Genomic DNA, 19,707 nt, shown 5'->3' with positions numbered 1-19,707 from the left:
CGTTCTTCATCGTATATCCCTCATTCATATAGCGGTGCGGGTAAACACTTAGAGGGTTTGACCTGCCTCAAACGGGCTGCAGGAGCTTCTGTAAGAAAGCGGTAAGTTGCAAATCCAGAATGGCGCCAAACAATCGAAGTGCCCATGCTGTTCTTCATTTCCGCGGTCAAGCTGATCACCGAAATCGCCCTGCTGGCGCTCGTCGGCCAATGGGTGCTGGGCTTGCTCGCCGGCAAGCGCAGGGACACCAATCTCTTCTACCAGGTGCTTCAACAAATGGGAAAACCGTTTGTGCAGGTGGCCCGTCTGGTGACGCCAAAGTTTGTGCTCGAACGCCACCTGCCTCTGGTGGCGTTCTTCCTTCTGGCCTTCATCTGGGTGGCGGTGACGCTGACCAAGGTCAACCATTGTTTGAAGATCGGGGTGGCGCTGTGTCAATGAACCGTACGCTCAACCGCAAGTTCGTCCAGCTGCAGATTCGCGCGCTGGTGCTGTTTGGTCAGCGCGAGCGAGCACTGGAGCGGGTGGGTGACCTGCTCGACACACACGCGACCGATCCCTACGCGCTGGCCACCCGAGCCCACCTGCTGGCCGAGCTCGGCGACAAGGCCGGCGCACAGCAGGCTTTGCAGCAACTGGTGGCCGCCCAGCCCACCCAGCCCGCGGGCTGGTTCAACCTGGGTTACCTCAGCGAAGAAATGGGCCACCTGGAACAAGCCGAAGCGGCTTTCCGGCGCGCCACCGAACTCGATCCGCAACTCGACCGGGCCTGGTACGGCCTGGCCCTGAGTCTCATCCGCCAGCGCCGCTTCGACGAAGCCGTCACCGCCCTGCGCAAGAACACCGAACTGCAACCGATGAGCCCCTACGGCTGGTACCAGCTGGCCCGGGTTCATGTGGACCGGCAAGAACCCGACGAGGCCGCGAAGATCATTCGCCACCTCCAAAAGTTCGAGCCGAAAGTGGCCGCTCAGCTGGAGCGTGAGACCGGTCTTGGGCAACAAGCCCAGGCCTGATTTCACGCTGCTGCTGCGCAGCCGCCAAAAGGGGGAGCCGGTGGGAGCCGGTTGCCGAGAAACGCGGACGGGTTGCAGGCTGCCCGGGGGGACTGGGGTGGTGTCCGTGATGTGCCCGAGAGGGTGTTCTTGATGGAGGTCGATCGCATGGAACTGACTGACAAGCACCGCCGCTACTGGCGGAAAAACCTCAACGTCACCGCCATATTGCTCGCAATATGGTTCGTCGTGACGTTCGTGGTGAGCTACTTCGCACGTGAACTGAGCTTCAACTTCTTCGGTTGGCCGTTCAGCTTCTGGGTGGGTGCACAAGGCGCCTTGGCTGTGTACTGCGTGATCATTGGGTACTACGCCTGGTACATGAACAAACTCGACATCGAACACGGTGTCGAAGAGACCGAGGAATAACACCATGGCAGGCATGTTCGAAACGGGCGCCGGCGGCTCCGGCAGCAACAAGGCATTCAAACAGCAGCTCAACAAGGTGTACAAGTGGTACACCGGTGGCTTCTTCGTGTTCGTGGTGGCCCTGGCCATCCTCGAGCAAATGGGGTTGTCGCGCGAATGGATCGGCTTCATCTTTCTGCTCGCCACCATCGGCCTGTACGCCGGCATCGGCATCATGAGTCGCACCACCGACGCCGCCGAGTACTACGTGGCGGGGCGACGGGTTCCAGCGGTCTACAACGGCATGGCCACGGGCGCGGACTGGATGTCTGCCGCGTCGTTCATCGGCATGGCCGGTACGCTCTACCTGACCGGCTACAGCGGCCTGGCCTTCATCATGGGCTGGACCGGTGGTTACTGCCTGGTGGCGCTGTTCCTCGCACCCTACCTGCGCAAGTTCGGTCAGTTCACCATTCCCGACTTCCTGGGTGAGCGCTACGGCGGCAACCTGCCTCGTTTCATCGGCATCTTTGCGGCCATTCTCTGCTCGTTCACCTACGTGGTCGCGCAGATCTATGGCGTGGGCCTGATCACCTCGCGCCTGACCGGCGTGGCTTTCGAACTCGGGATCTTCCTGGGGCTGGGCGGCATTCTGGTGTGCTCGTTCCTGGGCGGCATGCGCGCCGTGACCTGGACGCAGGTGGCGCAGTACATCATCCTGATCGTGGCTTACATGATCCCGGTGGTGTGGTTGTCGGTAAAACAGACCAGCGTGCCGGTGCCGCAGGCCATCTACGGCTTCCAGCTGGAGAAGGTCACGGCCAAGGAAAAGCTGCTGGCAGCCGATCCGAAAGAGCTGGAAGTTCGCGAGATCTTCAAGCAGCGTTCGGCCGCACTGGCTGAGAAGCTCAAGAACCCCGCCGCTGCGCTGGCTGCCGACAAGGCCGCCGCCGAAGCCAAGCTGGCCCAGTTGCGCGCTGCCAATGCACCGTCGGCCGAGCTCTCCGCTGCTGAAAAGGCGATTGCGGATCTGCCCAAGGACGAAGCTGCAGCCAAGGCCGCCTGGACGCGCGCCAAAGCCGCTGCCGACACCAAGGCGCGACCGCTCAACGGCATGCCGCCGCACGCGCAGCAGTTCTCGGGAGATCCCAATGGTGATGCAGCCGCCGTGGCGGCCTACGACACCTCGCGGCTGAACTTCCTGGCGCTGATCTTCTGCCTGATGATCGGCACGGCCGCGCTGCCGCACATCCTGATGCGCTACTACACGGTGCCCAGCGTGCGGGAAGCGCGCGAGTCGGTCACATGGTCGCTGTTCTTCATCTTCCTGCTGTACTTCACCGCCCCGGCTTTGGCCGTGCTGGTGAAATACGAGGTGTTCCATGTGCTGGTCGGCACGCCGTTTGACCAGTTGCCCGCCTGGGTGGCTTCGTGGAACAAGGTGGATCCTTCGCTGATGTCGATCACCGATATCAACAAGGACGGCCTGCTGCAGCTCAACGAGATGACCATCGGTGGCGACATCATCGTGCTGGCCACGCCTGAAATTGGTGGCTTGCCGTACGTGATCTCGGGTCTGGTGGCCGCCGGTGGCCTGGCCGCTGCGCTGTCCACGGCCGATGGTTTGCTGCTCACCATCGCCAACGCGCTGTCGCACGACCTGTACTACAAGATGATCGACCCCAACGCATCCACGGCCCGCCGCGTCACCATCTCCAAGATGCTGCTGCTGATCGTGGCCCTGTGTGCGGCGTATGTGGCGGCGCAGAAACCGGCGGACATCCTGTTCCTGGTCTCTGCGGCGTTCTCGTTCGCGGCGGCAGCGTTCTTCCCGGCGCTGGTGCTCGGCATCTTCTGGAAGCGCGCCACCGGCATTGCCGCCTCCGCCGGCATGGTCGCCGGTCTGGGCATCACCGTGTACTACATGGTGACCACCCAGCCCTGGATGCGCGGCATCTTCGGCGTGACCTCGCCCATCGAGCTGTGGTTCGGCATCCTGCCGATCTCGGCCGGCGTGTTTGGCGTGCCGGTCGGTTTTGCCGTGATCATCCTGCTGAGCCTGGTCACCCCGGCCCCGAGCCGCAAGGTCCAGCAGCTGGTGGAACACGTGCGTTACCCCAGCCTGCGCATGAACTGAGCGCAGCCTCAGTCACCCTGCTCACTGCCCGCTTCGGCGGCCGGTGAGCCCAGGAACCCGGCCAGTTTCACGACTGGCCGGGTTTTTTGCTAGAATCGTGGGCTTGCCTTGCTGCACCCCATCTGACGCTGGGGGCAGCTCCAACCCAAGCCCGCCTTTGCAGGTGGGCGAATCCACAAGGAGAGTCCATGCGTCATTACGAAATCGTTTTGCTGATCCATCCGGATCAAAGCGAACAAGTTCCAGCCATGCTGGAGCGCTACAAGGGCATGATCACCGCCGGCGGCGGCAAGATCCACCGCGTTGAAGACTGGGGTCGTCGCCAGATGGCTTACCAGATCAACAAGCTGTCCAAGGCCCACTACCTGTGCGTCAACATCGAGGCCGATCAGGCCGTGATGGCCGAACTGGAGCACGCCTTCAAGTTCAACGACGCCGTGCTGCGCCACCTCACCGTGCTGCGCAAAAAAGCCGACACCGGTCCTTCGTCCATGATGAAGTCGGTCGAGCGCGAAGAAGCCCGCAAGCTTCAGCAGCCAGAGCAGCGCCCCCAGCAGCACCAACCGCAGGAACAGGCCCAGGCATGATGCCCGGTGCGCGTTAACGTCAACGGGTGAACCAGACTCAATTGTCGGCCGTGGTGGTGCAGGTGCAGAGCCTGCGGTACACACCGGCAGGCATACCGGCCGTCAACCTCGTGCTCGAACACGAGTCGCAGATTGTCGAACTGGACACCCCCAGGCAAGTGAAACTGCAACTCAGGGCCATCGCCTTCGGGTCGCACGCCGAAATCCTCTCCCGACAGGGTCTCGATTCGGTTTGTGAGTTTCACGGCTTCCTGACCAACGCGCGCAACGGCAAAGGCGTGGTGTTCCACATCCAAGATTTCAGCAAGACATAGGAAGGCCCATCATGGCGTCACCCAAACGTTTCAACAAAGACAAGCGCCCCAAGCGCAACACCCAATCGCTGCTGTTCAAGCGCAAGCGCTTCTGCCGCTTCACCGTGGCCAACGTCGAAGAAGTCGACTACAAGGACGTGGATGTCCTGCGCGACTTCATCGCCGAAAACGGCAAGATCATCCCCGCGCGCCTGACCGGCACGCGTGCCTTCTACCAGCGTCAGGTCAACACCGCCATCAAGCGTGCGCGCTTCCTCGGCATGTTGCCTTACAGCGACCAGCACCGCGTCTGAAAGAGAGCCTGACATGCAAATCATCCTGCTCGACAAAGTTGTCAATCTCGGCGCCCTCGGCGATGTGGTCAAGGTCAAGGACGGCTACGCCCGCAACTTCCTGATTCCGTCCGGCCGCGCCCGCCGCGCCACGCAAAACGCCATCGCCGAATTCGAAGCACGCCGCGTCGAACTCGAAAAAGTGGCCGCTGCCAAACACGCCGAAGCCCAGGCTTTGGGCGAGAAGCTTGCCGCTGTGACGGTCAAGCTGTCGCAAAAAGCCGGTGTTGACGGTCGCCTGTTCGGCTCTGTCACCAACCACGACGTGTCCGAAGAGCTGAACAAACAAGGCTTCAAGGTTGCGAAGTCGCAAGTGCGCATGCCCAATGGTCCCCTGAAGAACGTGGGCGACTACACGGTGAGCGTGAACCTGCACACCGACGTGACGGTCGACGTCAACGTCACGGTGCTCGGCGAAACCGCCTGAGTCCCGCGCGAGCGCTCAGGCGCTTCGCTCGAAAGCCGCCGCCCTTCGGGCTGCGGCTTTTTTTTGTGTGCGTATGGTGCTGCGCCAAAGGCCCGCCCGGCCGTCCGTCATCCACCCCTTTTACCGGACTTGTCCACAGACTTGTCCCATGACTTCCCACGGTCCAGCGCGTACCATGGCCCTTTACTTTTTGCACGCCGATGTCCGCCGTTTTTTCCAGTTCCTTCTCCTCCTTTGATGCCGGCCTGGACGAGGCCGGCGGAGCTGACCGCCAGGTCGCTCAGTTGCGTGTTCCCCCGCACTCCATCGAAGCCGAGTCCAGCGTGCTCGGTGGCCTGCTGCTCGACAACGGCGCGTGGGACCGGGTGGCGGATCTTGTCAACGACTCCGACTTCTACCGTTACGAACACCGCCTGACGTACTCGGCCATCGCCACGATGGTCAACGCCAGCAAGCCCGCCGACGTGGTGACCGTTTTCGAGCACTTGCAGAACCTCGGGAAAGCCGAGGAAGCCGGGGGTCTGGCTTACTTGAACTCGCTGGCGCAGTACGTGCCGAGCGCGGCCAACATCCGACGTTACGCCGAGATCGTGCGTGAGCGCGCCATCCTGCGCAAACTGGTGGCTGCCAGCGACGAGATCGCCACCGCAGCCTTCAACACGCAGGGCAAGTCGGTCGACAAGATCCTCGACGAGGCTGAGCAGAAGATCTTCAACATCGGCGAAGAAGGTTCGCGGATGAAGGAGGGCTTCCAGGGCATGGACACGCTGGTGGTCGAGCTGCTCGACCGCGTGCAGGAAATGGCCGACAACCCCAACGACATCACCGGCGTGCCCACCGGATTCGTCGATCTGGACCGCATGACTTCAGGCCTGCAAGCCGGTGATCTGGTCGTGTTGGCCGCGCGCCCGTCCATGGGCAAGACCGCGTTTGCGATCAACATCGCCGAACACGTGGCGCTCAACGAAGGCCTGCCGGTGGCGGTGTTTTCCATGGAGATGGGTGCCTCGCAGTTGGCGGTGCGTATCGTCGGCTCGATCGGCCGGATCAACCAGTCCCACCTGCGCAACGGCAAACTCACCGACGACGAGTGGCCGCGCTTGACCGAAGCCATCGAGAAGCTGCGCAACGTGTCGCTGCACATCGACGAAACCCCGGGTCTCACCGCCAGCGTGCTGCGCGCCAACGCACGACGCCTCTCGCGCCAGTGCGGCAAGCTCGGCCTGATCGTGGTGGACTACTTGCAGCTCATGAGCGGCAGCGGTGGCGACGGTGACAACCGAGCTTCCGAGCTGGGCGAGATCTCGCGTGGCCTGAAGATGCTGGCCAAGGAATTGCAGTGTCCTGTGATTGCGCTCTCGCAGCTCAACCGAAGTGTGGAGACCCGTACCGACAAACGCCCCATGATGAGCGACCTGCGCGAATCGGGCGCCATCGAGCAGGATGCGGACATCATCATGTTCATCTACCGCGACGAGTACTACACCAAGGACGCGTGCAAGGAACCCGGTGTGGCCGAGATCATCATCGGCAAGCAGCGAAACGGCCCAACGGGCACGGTGAAGCTGGCCTTCCTGAACATGCTCACGCGCTTCGAGAGTCTGGCCGGCGGTGGCGACTTCTGATCAGATGGTGCACAACAAAAAACCCGGCCGTGTGAACTGACCCCAATTAGTTGGACGGTTAGAAGTCAGCGGCTCAAGGCCTGAATCCGGTATTGAACTGGACTCAGGCCTTTGAGTTTGAGCTTGATGCGGTGGTGGTTGTAGTAGTGGATGTAGCGATGTAGGCCTTGCTGGAGTTGCTTGATGCTTGCGAATTTGGTCAAGTAGAAGAACTCGCTTTTCAACGTGCCGAAGAAGCTCTCCATCGCTGCGTTGTCCAGACAGTTGCCCTTGCGCGACATGCTTTGGTGCAGTCCATGGTCGATGAGTTGGCGTCTGTAGGCGGGCATCTGGTACTGCCAGCCCTGATCGGAGTGAAGCAGCGGCGAATCTTGGTCTGAGAGCCGGGCCAGCGCTTTCTTCAGCATGCGCCCCACCAGCGCGAAGACAGGGCGCTCAAGCATCTCGTAGGCCACAATTTCCCCGTTGTAGAGGTCCATCACCGGGGACAGGTAGAGCTTGTTGCCCCCGACATTGAATTCGGTCACATCAGTCACCCATTTCTGGTTTGCTCCGTTGGCCTCGAATTGGCGATTCAGCAAATTGGGAGCGGCGGCGATCTGTCCACGGTAGGAGCGGTACTTCTTGGGTCGCACCAGAGATTTCAGGCCAAGAGCCTGCATCAGACGCTGAACAGTCTTGTGGTTGATGACCTCGCCTGCATGGCAAAGAGCAGCAGTGATGCGCCGATATCCGTATCGGCCCTTGTGGCGCTCGTAGATGGCACGGATGCGCGTCTTCAGCCCAGCGTACCTGTCGCCGGCTTCAAGCACTTTGGCCTGGTAGTAGAACGTGCTGCGCGACAGCCCTGCGGCCTTGAGCAGCGCGGGTAACGGGTGGTCCTGCCTCAGTCCGATCACGGCTTGCGCTTTTTCTGCGCAGCTTGCCGATTCACTCGAACCAAGGCATCCAATTTTTTTAGGTACGCCACCTCCGCGCGCAGATGTTCGTTTTCCTTGCGCAGCGCGTCCAGCGTGCTTACGTCGTTGGCATGTGGTGGCGGGGGATCGGGTGGCTTGGGCGCTGTCATCAACTTCGGGCCGCGTCGTCGTTTGGGCTTGAGGGCGTCTATACCGCCCTCATGATACTGACGCTCCCAGCCCGATACGACGCCATGCCCACCGCGTATATCGAACAATGCAGTCACCTGGCGGCAGGAAAGCTCCTCTCGCCACATCCGGCACAGCACGTTCATCTTGAACTGCTCGTCGTAGTGGCTGAACTTCTTGCGCAGCCCTTCCACTCCATGAAGGCGATACCCCTCGACCCAGCGGCGCACTGTCCCGTGGTCCAGCCCATATCGCAAGGCTATCGTTCGCGCGCCTGAAGACTCAGAAAGATATTGCTGTACCACTTCGAGCTTGAAGCTCTCATCGTGTCTCGCCATGAAAAACACCCCAAAGGTTGGATTGATGTCCAACTTTTGGGGTGCAGTTCACGTGGCCGGGTTTTTTGTTGGCATCTTGAGCCTTCGAATCAAAGCACCTCGGAAGCGAAATCGGCCAGGCGTGAACGCTCACCGCGCGCCAGCGTGATGTGCCCACCGTGCGGCCAGCCCTTGAAGCGGTCCACTGCGAACGTGAGGCCTGACGAGCCTTCGGTCAGGTAAGGCGTGTCGATCTGTGCCAGGTTGCCCATGCAGATGATCTTGGTGCCCGGGCCGGCTCGCGTGATCAGCGTTTTCATCTGCTTGGGCGTCAGGTTCTGCGCCTCGTCGATGATCACGTACTTGTTCATGAAGGTGCGGCCGCGCATGAAGTTCATGCTCTTGACCTTGATGCGGCTGCGGATCAGCTCGTTGGTGGCCGCGCGGCCCCATTCGCCTGCGTTGCCACCGTCACCCTTGGCCAGGAACTCCAGGTTGTCGTCGAGCGCACCCATCCAGGGACCCATCTTTTCCTCTTCGGTGCCGGGCAGGAAGCCGATGTCCTCGCCCACGCTCACGGTGGCACGGGTCATGATGATCTCGGTGTAGCGGCGGTCGTCGAGGACCTGGGTGAGACCGCTGGCCAAGGCCATCAGCGTCTTGCCGGTGCCGGCTGTGCCGGCCAGCGTGACGAAGTCGATCTCGGGGTCCATCAGGAGGTTGAGCGCGAAGTTCTGTTCGCGGTTGCGGCTGGTCACGCCCCACACGGCATTTTTCAGGTGGGTGTAGTCCTTGAGTGTCTTGAGAACCGCTGTCTTGTCGCGGATTTCGGTCACACGGGCGTACAGCGAAGGCTCGCCCGGCGCTTCGAAATACACAAACTGGTTGATGTAGAACTGCCCCACCGCCGGACCGCTGACGCGGTAGAAGGTGTGGCTGCCGCTCTGCCAGCTCTCAATGGTCTTGCTCTGGCGCGTCCAGAAGTCCTGCGGCAGCGCCAGCGCGCCCGCGTACAGCAGTTCGCCGTCGTCCAGCGTCTTGTCGTTTTGGTAGTCTTCTGCTGCCAGGCCGAGCGCGCGCGCTTTCACGCGCATGTTGATGTCTTTCGACACCAGGATGACCTCACGTTCGGGATGGCGCTGGCGCAGCGAATGCACCACACCCAGGATCTGGTTGTCGGCCTTGCCTTGCGGCAGGCTGGATGGCAGGCTGCTTTCCAGCGGTTCGGTCTGGAAGAACAGCAGGCCGCGCGCGCCGTGGTGACCGGTGGCCGAGAGCTTGAGGCCCTTGGTCATGTCACCTCCTTGCTGCGCCACCAGGGCGTCGAGCGTGCGGCTGGTCTGGCGCCCATTGCGCGCCACTTCCGTCATGCCCTTCTTGTGACCATCAAGCTCTTCGAGCACGATCATGGGCAGGAAGATGTTGTGTTCCTCAAAGCGGAACAGGCTCATCGGGTCGTGCAGCAATACGTTGGTGTCCAGCACGAACAGCCTGGCTGGGCCGTTGCCTGCCTTGCCCGCAGTACGACGGCGGCTACCCGACGAGGCCGTGACCTGCGCCGACTGTGGGCTTCGCGGAGCCGGAATCACTGGTGTCGTGGCTTTCTGCAGCACGGGTGCGGTTTCCGAGCGCTCGGCCACCACAGGGGTTGCCACTGCCGGCTTGCGTCCGCGGCCACCTGCACGACCGGCGGTTTTGGCTGCTGGGGGTGGCGCCAGGGCCACGGCTTCGCGCTCTGGCAATCGTGCGGGTTGGGCCTCAGGCAAGACCACAACGGGTGCTGTGACGACCTCCAGCTCGAAAGGCTCTTCGGCCGCTTTGAGGCTGTAGGCTTCGGGTGACAGGAGGGCGGCGCGTTTGGAAGGGGCGGGGGGCAGTGGCATGTGGGCTTGTGTGTTCAGCGCGAGGCTGTAAAACAAAAAGCCGCCGGGGTGACCGGGCGGCTTTGGAGTCTGCTTGAAGTGGGCAGAAGGGGTGGGGATGAGAGGCTTCCCGGCGTCATGAAATCATTATGCATGACTCCCGTGACGGGCTCCCCTCAGGTCAGCAGCCCAGACTGCCGATCACCAATCAGGCGGCTTTCTTGAGGGTCTTGACGGCCTTGAGCACGTCTTCCACATGACCCGGCACTTTCAGGCCGCGCCACTCTTCCTTCAACACACCGTCGGGGCCGATCAGGAAGGTGCTGCGCTCAATGCCCTTGACCTTCTTGCCGTACATGATCTTGTTTTTGACCACGCCGAACATGTGGCACATTTTTTCTTCGGTGTCGGCGATCAACTCGAACGGCAGCTCGAGCTTGGTCTTGAATTCGTCGTGCGATTTCATGTTGTCGCGGGAGACACCGAACACCTGGGCGCCGGCCTTCACGAAGTCCTTGTACTTGTCGCGGAACTGCATGGCCTCGGTGGTGCAGCCGGGCGTGTTGTCCTTGGGGTAAAAGTACAAGACGATGGTCTGGCCCAGATGTGTCTGGTTGCTAACCTTGATGCCACCGGTGGCCATCGATTCGAATTCGGGAATGGGTTTATTGACAACGACTGCCATACTGCGTGGACCCCTGACGTAAGTTGGTGGTGATGCGTTGGCTTCCCGGCTGTTTCACGGCGAGCCCTGCGTTGCAGCAATGGGACCCGTGGCAGGAAACAATCGGCTATTTTACCCTGATTGGGCCCGTCCGTCATGCGGGAGGCCCCCGGCGTCGGCCAGCGCTTCAGGTCTCCAGCAGCAAAGCCGCCACCACGCGCCGGCCTTCGCCTGCCAGGATGTTGTAGGTGCGGCAGGCGGCTGCCGTGTCCATGGTTTCAACACCGATGCGCCGGGCCATCAAGCTCCGCAGCAAGGCCGGTGGTGCAAAGCGCAACTTCGAACCGCTGCCGAAAACGACGAGTTCGGGTGCCTCGGTGGACTGCTCGACGAGCAGGTCGAAGTGCGAGGCTTCGAGCAATTCGAAGCGGTCGCAGGGCCACGGCAACAACGCGCCTTTGGGCGTGAGCACCAGGCTGTTGAAATGGCGCTGCCCGTTCACCGCGATCCAGCCGTCGCCATAGCCGGTGACGGACTGGATATCCAGCTTGTCGGAGTGCAGTTTCATGGGGCGGTGGCCGATCGGACGGGGTGCAGAACTGTGGTCAAATTGCAGGTTTTCCCTGCAGACGAGACCGAATATAACGCCCGGTGCAGTGCACGGGGAACACCGTGCCGCACGACCCCAGAACCCCCAGGGAGCGACTTTGAAGACCATCCAGAAATCCGCCAAGCTGGCCAACGTGTGCTACGACATTCGCGGGCCCATCATGGACGCCGCGCGGAAGATGGAAGACGAGGGTCACAAGATCATTCGCCTGAACATCGGCAACCTGGCGGTGTTTGGGTTCGATGCGCCCGAGGAGATCCAGCAGGACATGATCCGCAACCTGCCGAACTCGGCGGGTTATTCGGACAGCAAGGGCATCTTCGGCGCACGCAAGGCGGTGATGCACGAGACGCAGACGCAGGGCATCAAGGGCGTGACGCTCGACGACATTTACCTCGGAAACGGCGCGAGCGAACTGATCGTGATGGCGACCAACGCGCTGCTGGACGACGGCGACGAGCTGCTGCTGCCCGCACCCGACTACCCGCTGTGGACAGCCGCCGTGAGTCTCTCGGGTGGGACGCCGGTGCACTACATGTGCGACGAGTCCAACGGCTGGATGCCGGATCTGGACGACATCCGCCGCAAGATCACACCGGCCACCAAGGGCATCGTGGTCATCAACCCCAACAACCCGACCGGCGCGCTGTACTCCGACGAGCTGCTCAAGGCCATCGTCGAGATTGCACGTGAGCATGGCCTGGTGATCTTTGCCGACGAGGTCTACGACAAGGTGCTGTACGACGGCGTCAAACACACGGCGATTGCCAGCTTGTCGGACGACGTGCTCACGCTGACCTTCAACTCGCTCTCCAAGAGTTACCGCTCGTGCGGTTACCGAGCCGGCTGGCTCATCGTCTCGGGCGACAAAAAGCCGGCCAAGGACTACATCGAGGGCCTGAACATGCTCTCGAACATGCGCCTGTGCGCCAACGTGCCGGGCCAGTGGGCGATTCAAACCGCGCTTGGCGGTTACCAGAGCATCAACGATCTGGTGGGCGAAGGCGGACGGCTGCGCCGTCAGCGCGATCTGGCCCACGAGCTCATCACCGCCATTCCGGGGGTGAGCTGCGTCAAGCCATCGGCCGCGCTCTACATGTTCCCCAAGCTCGACCCAAAGATCTACCCGATCGAGGACGACCAGCAGATGTTCCTGGAACTGCTGCAGGAAACGCGCGTGATGCTGGTGCAGGGTTCCGGCTTCAACTACCCCGATAACCAGCACTTCCGCATCGTGTTCCTGCCGCACGAAGACGACCTGCGTGAAGCCATCAACCGCGTCGCCCGGTTCTTCGAGGGCTGGCGAAAACGCCACGGCACCTGATTTTTCTCCCAACCATGACCGACATGAAACCGATCCAAGTAGGCCTTCTGGGCATAGGCACCGTGGGCAGCGGCACATTCAACGTGCTGCAGCGCAACCAGGAAGAGATCCGCCGGCGCGCCGGCCGTGGCATCGAGATCACCATGGTGGCCGACCTCGACACCGCACGTGCGCAGTCCATCGTGGGCCCGAACGTGCAGGTGGTGAACGATGCCCGTGCGGTCATTGCGAACCCCGACATCGACATCGTGATCGAGCTCATCGGCGGCTACGGCATCGCGAAGTCGCTGGTGATGGAAGCCATCGCCGCCGGCAAACACGTGGTCACGGCCAACAAGGCGCTGCTGGCGGTGCACGGCACCGAGATTTTTGCCGCGGCCTCGGCCAAAGGTGTGATGGTGGCGTTTGAAGCGGCGGTGGCCGGTGGCATTCCCATCATCAAGGCGCTGCGTGAGGGCCTCACGGCCAACAGCATCCAGTGGATCGCCGGCATCATCAACGGCACAACCAACTTCATCCTCTCCGAAATGCGCGACAAAGGCCTGGACTTTGCCGTCGTGCTCAAGGAGGCACAGCGGCTGGGCTACGCCGAGACCGACCCGACCTTCGACATCGAGGGTGTGGACGCTGCACACAAGGTCACGCTCATGAGCGCGATCGCCTTCGGCATCCCGGTGCAATTCGACAAGGCCTATGTGGAAGGCATCACCCAGCTGAGCGCCACCGACATCAAGTACGCCGAACAGCTCGGCTACCGCATCAAGCTGCTGGGCATCACCAAGCGCACAGCCCAGGGCATCGAGCTGCGTGTGCATCCCAGTCTGGTGCCGGCCAAGCGCCTGATCGCCAATGTGGAAGGCGCGATGAACGCGGTGGTGGTGCAGGGCGATGCCGTGGGCACCACGCTGTACTACGGCAAGGGTGCGGGCAGCGAGCCCACCGCCAGCGCCGTGATCGCCGACCTGGTCGACATCACGCGCCTGCACACCGCCGACCCGCACCACCGCGTGCCGCACCTGGCCTTCCAGCCCGATGCGATGAGCGATTTGAGCGTGCTGCCCATGAGCGAGGTGGTGACGAGCTATTACCTGCGCCTGCGCGTGGCCGACGAGGCCGGCGTGCTCGCCCAGGTCACCGGTCTGCTGGCGGGCTCGGGCATCAGCATCGACGCGGTGCTGCAGCGCGAGGCCGACGAGGTGAGTGGCGAAGGCGGCACGTCCACGGATCTGATCATCCTCACGCACAACACCCGCGAAGGCACCATGAACGACGCCCTGGCACAGCTGCAGAAGCTGCCCACCGTGCTCGCACCCATCGTGCGCATCCGCAAGGAAGAGCTGAACTGATGCTGTACCTCTCCACGCGCGGCGACCCGGCGCGCAAGCACTTCTGCGAAATCCTGCTCGAAGGCCTCGCGCCCGATGGAGGTCTGTACCTGCCCGAGCGTTACCCGCAGGTCGATGCCGCCACGCTGGCGCGCTGGCGCGAAGTGTTCAACCAGGGGGCGGCCGGTGGCTACGCGGCGCTGGCCTTCGAAGTCCTCTCGCTCTACATCGACGACATTCCCCCCGCGCACCTGCGCGCGCTGTGCCAGAGGACCTACACCGAAGCGGTCTACGGCACCCCGCAGATCGTGCCGCTGAAGAAGCTGGAGTCAGGGTTCTACCTGGAAGCCCTGTCCAACGGCCCCACGCTGGCCTTCAAGGACATGGCGATGCAGTTGCTGGGCAATCTTTTCGAGTACGAACTGGCGCGCCGCGGCGAAGAACTCAACATCCTTGGTGCCACCTCGGGCGACACCGGCAGCGCGGCCGAATACGCCATGCGCGGCAAGAAGGGTGTGCGTGTGTTCATGCTCAGCCCGCACGGGCGCATGAGCCCGTTCCAGCAAGCGCAGATGTTCAGCCTGATGGACGAGAACATCCACAACATCGCGATCGAAGGCGTGTTCGACGACTGTCAGGACATCGTCAAGAACGTGAGCAACGACCTGGCGTTCAAGCGCGCGCACAAGATCGGCACCGTGAACTCGATCAACTGGGCGCGGCTGTTGGCGCAGGTGGTCTATTACTTTGCCGGCTACTTCCAGGCGACCAGCCACGACACCGAGCGCGTCTCCTTCACCGTGCCCAGCGGGAACTTCGGCAACGTGTGTGCCGGCCACGTGGCGCGCCAGATGGGCCTGCCGATCGATCAGCTGGTGGTGGCCACCAACGAGAACGACGTGCTCGACGAGTTCTTTCGCACCGGCGTGTACCGCGTGCGCGCCAGCGCCGACACGCACGAGACGTCGAGCCCGTCAATGGACATCTCCAAGGCCAGCAACTTCGAGCGCTTCATGTTCGACCTGCTCGGCCGTGACGGCGCCCGCGTCAAAGCGCTGTTCGGGGACGCGCTGGCACGCGAAGGTCGCTTTGACCTGGGTGCCGACCCGGCATTTGCAGACGCCGCCGCCCGCTATGGTTTTCGCAGCGGCAAGAGCACGCACCAGGACCGCCTCGATACGATCCGCGATGTGTTCAAGCGCCACGGCGTGATGATCGACACCCACACCGCCGATGGTGTGAAAGTGGCGCGCGAACACCTGCAGCCCGGCGTGTCCATGATCGTTCTGGAGACCGCGCTGCCGATCAAGTTCGCCGAGACCATCGTGGAAGCGTTGGGGCAGCAGCCGCACCGCCCGCCGCAGTTTGAAGGCATTGAAGACCTGCCCAAGCGCGTGCGCGTGATGCTGGCAAGCACCGCCGCCGTGCAGGCCTTTGTGGCCGAGCAGTGCGCCCGCGCATGAGGGTCGTTGGATTCGCCGGCTTTTCGGGATCGGGCAAAACCACACTGGTCGAACAGCTGATTCCTGCGCTCAAGCTGCGTGGCCAGCGCGTGTCGGTGGTCAAGCACGCGCACCACAGCTTCGACATCGACCACCCGGGCAAGGACACCTGGCGCCACCGCGAAGCCGGCGCCTTCGAGGTGCTGGCCGCTTCGCCCAGACGGCTGGTGCTGATGCGCGAACTCGAAGCCGTCGCCGAGCATTCGGTGCACGACCTGCTGGCCCAGCTGCGCGCCGATGTCGACTGGGTGCTGGTCGAGGGCTTCAAGCAGAGCAACCTGCCCAAGGTCGAGGTCTGGCGTCAGAGTCACGGCAAGCCGCTGCGCTTTCCGGGCGATCAACACATCGTGGCCATCGCCACCGATGACGCCGGTGCGCTGCCGGTGGCTGCCCATTGCCCTGTGCTGGATTTGAACGTGGCCGATGACGTGGCTGCGTGGTTGGTCGACAATGCGGAGCGGTTTGAATACCGCACCCCGTTGAGCCTATGACTTCGTCCCAACCTCCCCAACACCGCGCACCCCTGAAGTCGCTGGACGACGCTTTGGTCAATCTGCTCGCTCACGCGCGCCCCTTGACCGGCGTCGAGACCGTGACCAGCTTCGCGGCGGATGGCCGTGTGCTGGCGCAGGATCTGGTGTCTGCGCTGCAGGTGCCGCCCAATGACAACTCGTCCATGGACGGTTATGCCCTGCGGGCAGCCGACGTGACCGAGCCCGGCAAGGTGCTGGCCGTGACGCAGCGCATTGCCGCCGGCCACGCAGGCGAACCGCTGGAGCCCGGCACCTGCGCGCGCATCTTCACCGGTGCACCCATGCCCGCTGGTGCCGATGCGGTGGTGATGCAGGAAGACACCATCGAGGTGGGTGGCAGTATCCACGGAGTGCACATCCAGGCCGTTCCCCAGCCGGGGCAGTGGGTGCGACGAGCGGGCGAAGACGTCCTGCGAGGCGCCGTGGTGCTGGCGAAAGGCGAACGCCTGTCGCCCGCGAGCCTGGGTCTGGCCGCCAGCCTGGGCCTGGCGCACCTCAGCGTGGTGGCGCGCCCGCGCGTGGCGCTGTTTTCCACTGGCGACGAACTCGTGATGCCGGGCGATGTGCCGCCCGAGGCCATGAAGCCCGGCGCCATCTACAACTCCAACCGCTTTTTCCTGCGCGCGCTGCTGCACCGCCTGGGCTGTGAGGTGAGCGACCTGGGCATCGTGCCGGACAAGCGCGACGCGACGCTGGCCGCGCTCAAGACGGCGGCCGATCACCACGACCTCATCCTCACCAGCGGCGGTGTGTCGGTGGGCGAAGAAGACCACATCAAACCCGCCGTGCAGCAGCTCGGCAGCCTGGACCTCTGGCAGATCGCCATGAAGCCGGGCAAGCCGTTTGCCTACGGTACCGTGAAGCGCGACGCCGGGGCCGGCGCCGATGCGGCCAAGCCTTGCCACTTCATCGGTCTGCCCGGCAACCCGGTGTCCAGCTTCGTGACCTTCCTGCTCCTGGTGCGGCCTTTTCTGTTGCGTTTGCAAGGCGTCGAAGCAACGGCGCTGAAAGCCACCACGCTGCCTGCTCATTTCACGCTGGCCAAAGCCGACAAACGCCGCGAGTTCCTGCGCGTGCGCCGCAATGCTGCGGGTGGCCTCGATCTGTTCCCCAACCAGAGCTCGGGAGTGCTGACTTCGGTGGTGTGGGCCGACGGTCTGGTGGACAACCCGGCCGGCAGCACGATCGCCCACGGCGATCCGGTTTCATTCATTTCTTTGTCGGACCTGCTCGCATGAAAGTCCAGCTGCGTTATTTCGCTTCCATCCGCGAGGCCCTGGGCACCGGCAGCGAAGCCCTCGACACCCAGGCCCGCACGCTGGCCGAGCTGCGGGCCGAGCTCGTGGCGCGCGGCGGCGCTTATGCCGAGGCGCTCGCGCCTGGCAATTCGGTGCGTGTGGCCTTGAACCAGACCATGAGCGACGAAACCGCTGTGCTCAGCGAGGGCGCCGAGGTGGGTTTCTTTCCGCCTGTGACTGGGGGCTGACATGAGCGCTCGCGTCAGCATCCAGACCGAAGACTTCGACCTCAGCACCGAGGTTGCCCATCTGCGCGAAGCGGAAAAGGGCATTGGCGCGGTCTGCAGCTTCATCGGCACGGTCAGGGATCGCAATGACGGTCTGAGCGTCAGCACCATGGAGCTGGAGCACTATCCGGGCATGACCGAAAAATCCATCGAGGCCATGATCGACGAGGCGCACCGCCGTTTCGACATCTTCGGCGCACGCGTCATCCATCGCGTGGGGTTGTTGCAGCCGCTGGACCAGATCGTGCTGGTGGCCGTGAGTTCGGCGCACCGCGGCCAAAGCTTCCAGGCCTGCGAATTCCTCATGGACTACCTCAAGACCCAGGCGCCGTTCTGGAAAAAAGAGCAGACGCCCGAGGGCGCGCGCTGGGTGGACGCACGCGTGAGCGACGACGCTGCGTTGGCGCGCTGGGGCATCGCCGCCACCAACAGCTGACCGGCCGGCGGCGTGTCCATGCTCGACGCAGCCGACATCGACGCCATCGAACGCGCCACGCTGCAGGCGGTGGCACCCGAGGTGGTGGAGTCGCTGCCCGGCTGGCTGCTGCCCATGGACCACGGCACCGTGGGCCGCGCCCGCAGCGCCGTGCCGCTGCACCACGGACAGCACGACCCCGAACTGCTGCCTGCCATCATGGCGCGTTACGCCGCACTGGGATTCGAGCCGCGTTTGCGCCTGCCCGATCTGGCGTCCTTTCAGCCCTGGTTTGACGCCCTGACACTGCGCGGCTGGCGGCGCGAACAGCCCACCCTGACCATGACCGGCGAAGTTCAGCGTTTGCTGGATTTGCCGGCCGGCCCGCCGGCGGACCTGGACACCACGCCGGATGCCGAGTGGATGGCCATGTTCCTGGGCGAGGGCCTGGACCCCGCCGATGGTGCCAGCCGCTCGCGAACGCTTGGCCGTGCCACCGGCACCCTGTTTGCCTCGGTGCGTGAGCGGGGGCAAATGGTGGCCTGCGGCGCTGCTTCGTTCGGCCATGGGTGGCTGGGTGTGCACGGCATGCGCACGGCGGCGGCCCGGCGCGGTCAGGGTCTGGCTGGGCGCGTGCTGATCGCCATGGCCGCCGAGGCGGCGCGTCGGGGTCTGACATGCGTCTTCTTGCAGGTCGATGCGAGCAACCAGCCCGCACTGGCCCTGTACCGCCGCGCCGGCCTCACCGTGGCATGGCGCTACGCCTACTGGCGCCAGGCATCGGACTGAATGGCCGGTGCGCTCCCCAGCGAAGTCGACTGCAGTTGCAAGGTGAGCCAATGCAGCAGGCTTCGGATGCGGGGAAGGTCGATGCGGTTGGCCGGCACCAGCGCCTTGAGCCACAGGTCGGGCAACTTGTAGTCCGGCAGCACCACCTGCAGGCTGCTGGTGGCCAAAGAAGGGGCTACGAGGTAGTCCGCCAGCAGCGTGATGCCCATGCCGTCCAGCGCGGCCTGGCGCAGCGCCATGCCGTCGTTGCTTTTGAGCTTGGCGCGCACATCCACCCCCACCAGCCCCTGCGGCCCTTGGAACTCCCAGCGCGTTCCCGAGGTGGCAAACGCCAGGCAGTCGTGATCCATCAGGTCGGCCGGACGCTGGGGCGTGCCCCGGCGCTGCAGGTACGCGGGTGCGGCACACAGCTGGCGGCGGACGGGGCACAGCGGGAGGTCCTTCACTTGGCCGTAGGACTCGGGGCGGGCACCGATGGCGATGTCGAAGCCTTCTTCCAGCGGATTGACCGAGCGGTCCGCCAGCACGATCTCCATGCTGACCAGGGGTTGTTCGGCCAGAAAGCGGCTGAGCAGGTCGCTCAGGTTCAACACACCCAGCGTGGTCGGGATCTTGATGCGGATGTGCCCCTCCAATTCGCCACTGGCCTGGGCCATGCCGGCCAGCGCGTCGTCCACCTGGCGCACCAGCGCCCGCACCACGGGCAAGTAGCGCTCGCCCACGTCGGTCAAGGTGAGCTTGCGGGTGGTTCGCGTGAAGAGGGGCGCCCGGATGCGCCACTCCAGCTGCTCGACCCGTTTGCTGATGACCGAGGGAACGAGGTCGAACTGCCGCGCAGCAGCCGAGAAGCTGCCCGTTTCGGCGCTTGCCACGAACGCTTTGAGGTTGGCCAGTGTGTCCATGATTGATCGCGATCTGGAAAAGGTGA

General features: G+C 63.4%; 22 protein-coding genes. 17 read left to right on the top strand and 5 right to left on the bottom strand.

Translation table 11 applies throughout. The annotated features are described in order from the left end of the window. The first annotated feature begins 144 nt into the window (after positions 1–144). The 9 genes from BSY239_RS10215 to dnaB all read left to right on the top strand — a co-directional run bounded on the left by BSY239_RS10215 (position 145) and on the right by dnaB (position 6,825). Positions 145–441, top strand: coding sequence for a hypothetical protein (locus BSY239_RS10215; RefSeq protein WP_069046755.1), 297 nt, complete (start codon positions 145–147; stop codon positions 439–441). Further along, complete coding sequence (locus BSY239_RS10210; protein ID WP_069046754.1) at positions 438–1,016, top strand: tetratricopeptide repeat protein; 579 nt, start codon at positions 438–440, stop codon at positions 1,014–1,016. Before BSY239_RS10215 ends, BSY239_RS10210 begins: the two co-directional genes overlap by 4 nt. Before the next feature lie 147 nt (positions 1,017–1,163). Then, on the top strand, positions 1,164–1,424 hold the full coding sequence (locus BSY239_RS10205; protein ID WP_069048909.1) for a DUF4212 domain-containing protein: 261 nt from the start codon (positions 1,164–1,166) through the stop codon (positions 1,422–1,424). Between the two features lie 4 nt (positions 1,425–1,428). Continuing rightward, complete coding sequence (locus BSY239_RS10200) at positions 1,429–3,540, top strand: sodium:solute symporter family protein (RefSeq protein WP_069046753.1); 2,112 nt, start codon at positions 1,429–1,431, stop codon at positions 3,538–3,540. Between the two features lie 188 nt (positions 3,541–3,728). Next, the gene (gene rpsF / locus BSY239_RS10195) at positions 3,729–4,127 is read left to right on the top strand and encodes a 30S ribosomal protein S6 (RefSeq protein ID WP_056276857.1); all 399 of its coding nucleotides are present in this window, start codon (positions 3,729–3,731) and stop codon (positions 4,125–4,127) included. Between the two features lie 26 nt (positions 4,128–4,153). Beyond that, the gene (priB, locus tag BSY239_RS10190) at positions 4,154–4,441 is read left to right on the top strand and encodes a primosomal replication protein N (protein ID WP_056276853.1); all 288 of its coding nucleotides are present in this window, start codon (positions 4,154–4,156) and stop codon (positions 4,439–4,441) included. A gap of 11 nt (positions 4,442–4,452) precedes the next feature. Next, complete coding sequence (gene rpsR, locus BSY239_RS10185; protein WP_056276851.1) at positions 4,453–4,734, top strand: 30S ribosomal protein S18; 282 nt, start codon at positions 4,453–4,455, stop codon at positions 4,732–4,734. A 13-nt stretch (positions 4,735–4,747) separates the two neighbouring features. Next, positions 4,748–5,200 carry a 50S ribosomal protein L9 gene (gene rplI, locus BSY239_RS10180; RefSeq protein ID WP_069046752.1) on the top strand — a complete coding sequence of 151 codons (453 nt, stop codon included), beginning with the start codon at positions 4,748–4,750 and terminating at the stop codon, positions 5,198–5,200. Positions 5,201–5,400: 200 nt separating this feature from the next. Further along, positions 5,401–6,825, top strand: a complete 1,425-nt coding sequence (gene dnaB / locus BSY239_RS10175) for a replicative DNA helicase (protein WP_069046751.1) — start codon at positions 5,401–5,403, stop codon at positions 6,823–6,825. Positions 6,826–6,890: 65 nt separating this feature from the next. Here dnaB and BSY239_RS22065 read toward each other — a convergent pair. The 4 genes from BSY239_RS22065 to BSY239_RS10150 all read right to left on the bottom strand — a co-directional run bounded on the left by BSY239_RS22065 (position 6,891) and on the right by BSY239_RS10150 (position 11,324). Then, positions 6,891–8,251 (bottom strand): IS3 family transposase gene (locus BSY239_RS22065; RefSeq protein WP_442905800.1). Its coding sequence is split into 2 segments (ribosomal slippage): positions 6,891–7,774 and positions 7,774–8,251, totalling 1,362 coding nucleotides; the frame shifts between segments, so codons are not numbered across the junction. An 89-nt stretch (positions 8,252–8,340) separates the two neighbouring features. Further along, positions 8,341–10,113 carry a PhoH family protein gene (locus tag BSY239_RS10160; protein ID WP_069048908.1) on the bottom strand — a complete coding sequence of 591 codons (1,773 nt, stop codon included), beginning with the start codon at positions 10,111–10,113 and terminating at the stop codon, positions 8,341–8,343. Positions 10,114–10,300: 187 nt separating this feature from the next. Then, on the bottom strand, positions 10,301–10,777 hold the full coding sequence (locus tag BSY239_RS10155; protein WP_069046750.1) for a peroxiredoxin: 477 nt from the start codon (positions 10,775–10,777) through the stop codon (positions 10,301–10,303). Between the two features lie 166 nt (positions 10,778–10,943). Further along, the gene (locus BSY239_RS10150) at positions 10,944–11,324 is read right to left on the bottom strand and encodes an Mth938-like domain-containing protein (RefSeq protein WP_069046749.1); all 381 of its coding nucleotides are present in this window, start codon (positions 11,322–11,324) and stop codon (positions 10,944–10,946) included. Between the two features lie 139 nt (positions 11,325–11,463). Here BSY239_RS10150 and BSY239_RS10145 point away from each other — a divergent pair, with 139 nt between their 5' ends. From BSY239_RS10145 to BSY239_RS10110, 8 genes are read left to right on the top strand one after another with little or no spacing between them, the layout of a single operon-like run. Next, positions 11,464–12,690, top strand: coding sequence for a pyridoxal phosphate-dependent aminotransferase (locus BSY239_RS10145; RefSeq protein WP_069046748.1), 1,227 nt, complete (start codon positions 11,464–11,466; stop codon positions 12,688–12,690). 23 nt (positions 12,691–12,713) lie between these two features. Then, positions 12,714–14,036, top strand: coding sequence for a homoserine dehydrogenase (locus tag BSY239_RS10140; protein WP_069048906.1), 1,323 nt, complete (start codon positions 12,714–12,716; stop codon positions 14,034–14,036). Continuing rightward, positions 14,036–15,478, top strand: coding sequence for a threonine synthase (gene thrC, locus BSY239_RS10135; RefSeq protein WP_069046747.1), 1,443 nt, complete (start codon positions 14,036–14,038; stop codon positions 15,476–15,478). The genes BSY239_RS10140 and thrC overlap by 1 nt, the downstream gene beginning before the upstream one ends. Further along, positions 15,475–16,008: a molybdopterin-guanine dinucleotide biosynthesis protein B gene (mobB, locus tag BSY239_RS10130; RefSeq protein ID WP_069048907.1), complete on the top strand. Its 534-nt coding sequence runs from the start codon at positions 15,475–15,477 to the stop codon at positions 16,006–16,008. The genes thrC and mobB overlap by 4 nt, the downstream gene beginning before the upstream one ends. Then, positions 16,005–17,288, top strand: a complete 1,284-nt coding sequence (locus BSY239_RS10125) for a molybdopterin molybdotransferase MoeA (RefSeq protein ID WP_069046746.1) — start codon at positions 16,005–16,007, stop codon at positions 17,286–17,288. The genes mobB and BSY239_RS10125 overlap by 4 nt, the downstream gene beginning before the upstream one ends. Further along, positions 17,285–17,536 carry a molybdopterin converting factor subunit 1 gene (gene moaD / locus BSY239_RS10120; protein WP_069046745.1) on the top strand — a complete coding sequence of 84 codons (252 nt, stop codon included), beginning with the start codon at positions 17,285–17,287 and terminating at the stop codon, positions 17,534–17,536. Before BSY239_RS10125 ends, moaD begins: the two co-directional genes overlap by 4 nt. Position 17,537: 1 nt before the next feature. Then, the gene (locus BSY239_RS10115; protein ID WP_069046744.1) at positions 17,538–18,011 is read left to right on the top strand and encodes a molybdenum cofactor biosynthesis protein MoaE; all 474 of its coding nucleotides are present in this window, start codon (positions 17,538–17,540) and stop codon (positions 18,009–18,011) included. A gap of 18 nt (positions 18,012–18,029) precedes the next feature. Beyond that, on the top strand, positions 18,030–18,779 hold the full coding sequence (locus BSY239_RS10110) for a GNAT family N-acetyltransferase (protein ID WP_069046743.1): 750 nt from the start codon (positions 18,030–18,032) through the stop codon (positions 18,777–18,779). Here the strand turns inward: BSY239_RS10110 and BSY239_RS10105 are convergent. Further along, entirely contained in the window at positions 18,755–19,681 is a 927-nt protein-coding gene (locus BSY239_RS10105) for a LysR family transcriptional regulator (protein ID WP_069046742.1), read from the bottom strand. The two genes, BSY239_RS10110 and BSY239_RS10105, sit on opposite strands and share 25 nt — an antisense overlap. Positions 19,682–19,707 lie beyond the last annotated feature (26 nt).

The sequence above is a fragment of the Hydrogenophaga sp. RAC07 genome (assembly GCF_001713375.1).
GTDB lineage: Bacteria > Pseudomonadota > Gammaproteobacteria > Burkholderiales > Burkholderiaceae_C > Hydrogenophaga.
This window is presented reverse-complemented; position numbering and strand designations above follow the sequence as displayed.

Bases quoted from the DNA above. Each gene is read 5' to 3' on its own strand.
- thrC (WP_069046747.1), top strand. From the start codon at position 14,036: ATGCTGTACCTCTCCACGCGCGGCGACCCGGCGCGCAAGCACTTCTGC.
- BSY239_RS10110 (WP_069046743.1), top strand. From the start codon at position 18,030: ATGCTCGACGCAGCCGACATCGACGCCATCGAACGCGCCACGCTGCAG.
- dnaB (WP_069046751.1), top strand. From the start codon at position 5,401: ATGTCCGCCGTTTTTTCCAGTTCCTTCTCCTCCTTTGATGCCGGCCTG.
- BSY239_RS10200 (WP_069046753.1), top strand. From the start codon at position 1,429: ATGGCAGGCATGTTCGAAACGGGCGCCGGCGGCTCCGGCAGCAACAAG.
- rplI (WP_069046752.1), top strand. From the start codon at position 4,748: ATGCAAATCATCCTGCTCGACAAAGTTGTCAATCTCGGCGCCCTCGGC.
- BSY239_RS10205 (WP_069048909.1), top strand. From the start codon at position 1,164: ATGGAACTGACTGACAAGCACCGCCGCTACTGGCGGAAAAACCTCAAC.
- rpsF (WP_056276857.1), top strand. From the start codon at position 3,729: ATGCGTCATTACGAAATCGTTTTGCTGATCCATCCGGATCAAAGCGAA.
- BSY239_RS10210 (WP_069046754.1), top strand. From the start codon at position 438: ATGAACCGTACGCTCAACCGCAAGTTCGTCCAGCTGCAGATTCGCGCG.
- BSY239_RS10155 (WP_069046750.1), bottom strand. From the start codon at position 10,777: ATGGCAGTCGTTGTCAATAAACCCATTCCCGAATTCGAATCGATGGCC.
- BSY239_RS10215 (WP_069046755.1), top strand. From the start codon at position 145: ATGCTGTTCTTCATTTCCGCGGTCAAGCTGATCACCGAAATCGCCCTG.
- BSY239_RS10105 (WP_069046742.1), bottom strand. From the start codon at position 19,681: ATGGACACACTGGCCAACCTCAAAGCGTTCGTGGCAAGCGCCGAAACG.
- moaD (WP_069046745.1), top strand. From the start codon at position 17,285: ATGAAAGTCCAGCTGCGTTATTTCGCTTCCATCCGCGAGGCCCTGGGC.
- BSY239_RS10150 (WP_069046749.1), bottom strand. From the start codon at position 11,324: ATGAAACTGCACTCCGACAAGCTGGATATCCAGTCCGTCACCGGCTAT.
- BSY239_RS10140 (WP_069048906.1), top strand. From the start codon at position 12,714: ATGAAACCGATCCAAGTAGGCCTTCTGGGCATAGGCACCGTGGGCAGC.
- rpsR (WP_056276851.1), top strand. From the start codon at position 4,453: ATGGCGTCACCCAAACGTTTCAACAAAGACAAGCGCCCCAAGCGCAAC.
- BSY239_RS10115 (WP_069046744.1), top strand. From the start codon at position 17,538: ATGAGCGCTCGCGTCAGCATCCAGACCGAAGACTTCGACCTCAGCACC.
- BSY239_RS10160 (WP_069048908.1), bottom strand. From the start codon at position 10,113: ATGCCACTGCCCCCCGCCCCTTCCAAACGCGCCGCCCTCCTGTCACCC.
- BSY239_RS10125 (WP_069046746.1), top strand. From the start codon at position 16,005: ATGACTTCGTCCCAACCTCCCCAACACCGCGCACCCCTGAAGTCGCTG.
- mobB (WP_069048907.1), top strand. From the start codon at position 15,475: ATGAGGGTCGTTGGATTCGCCGGCTTTTCGGGATCGGGCAAAACCACA.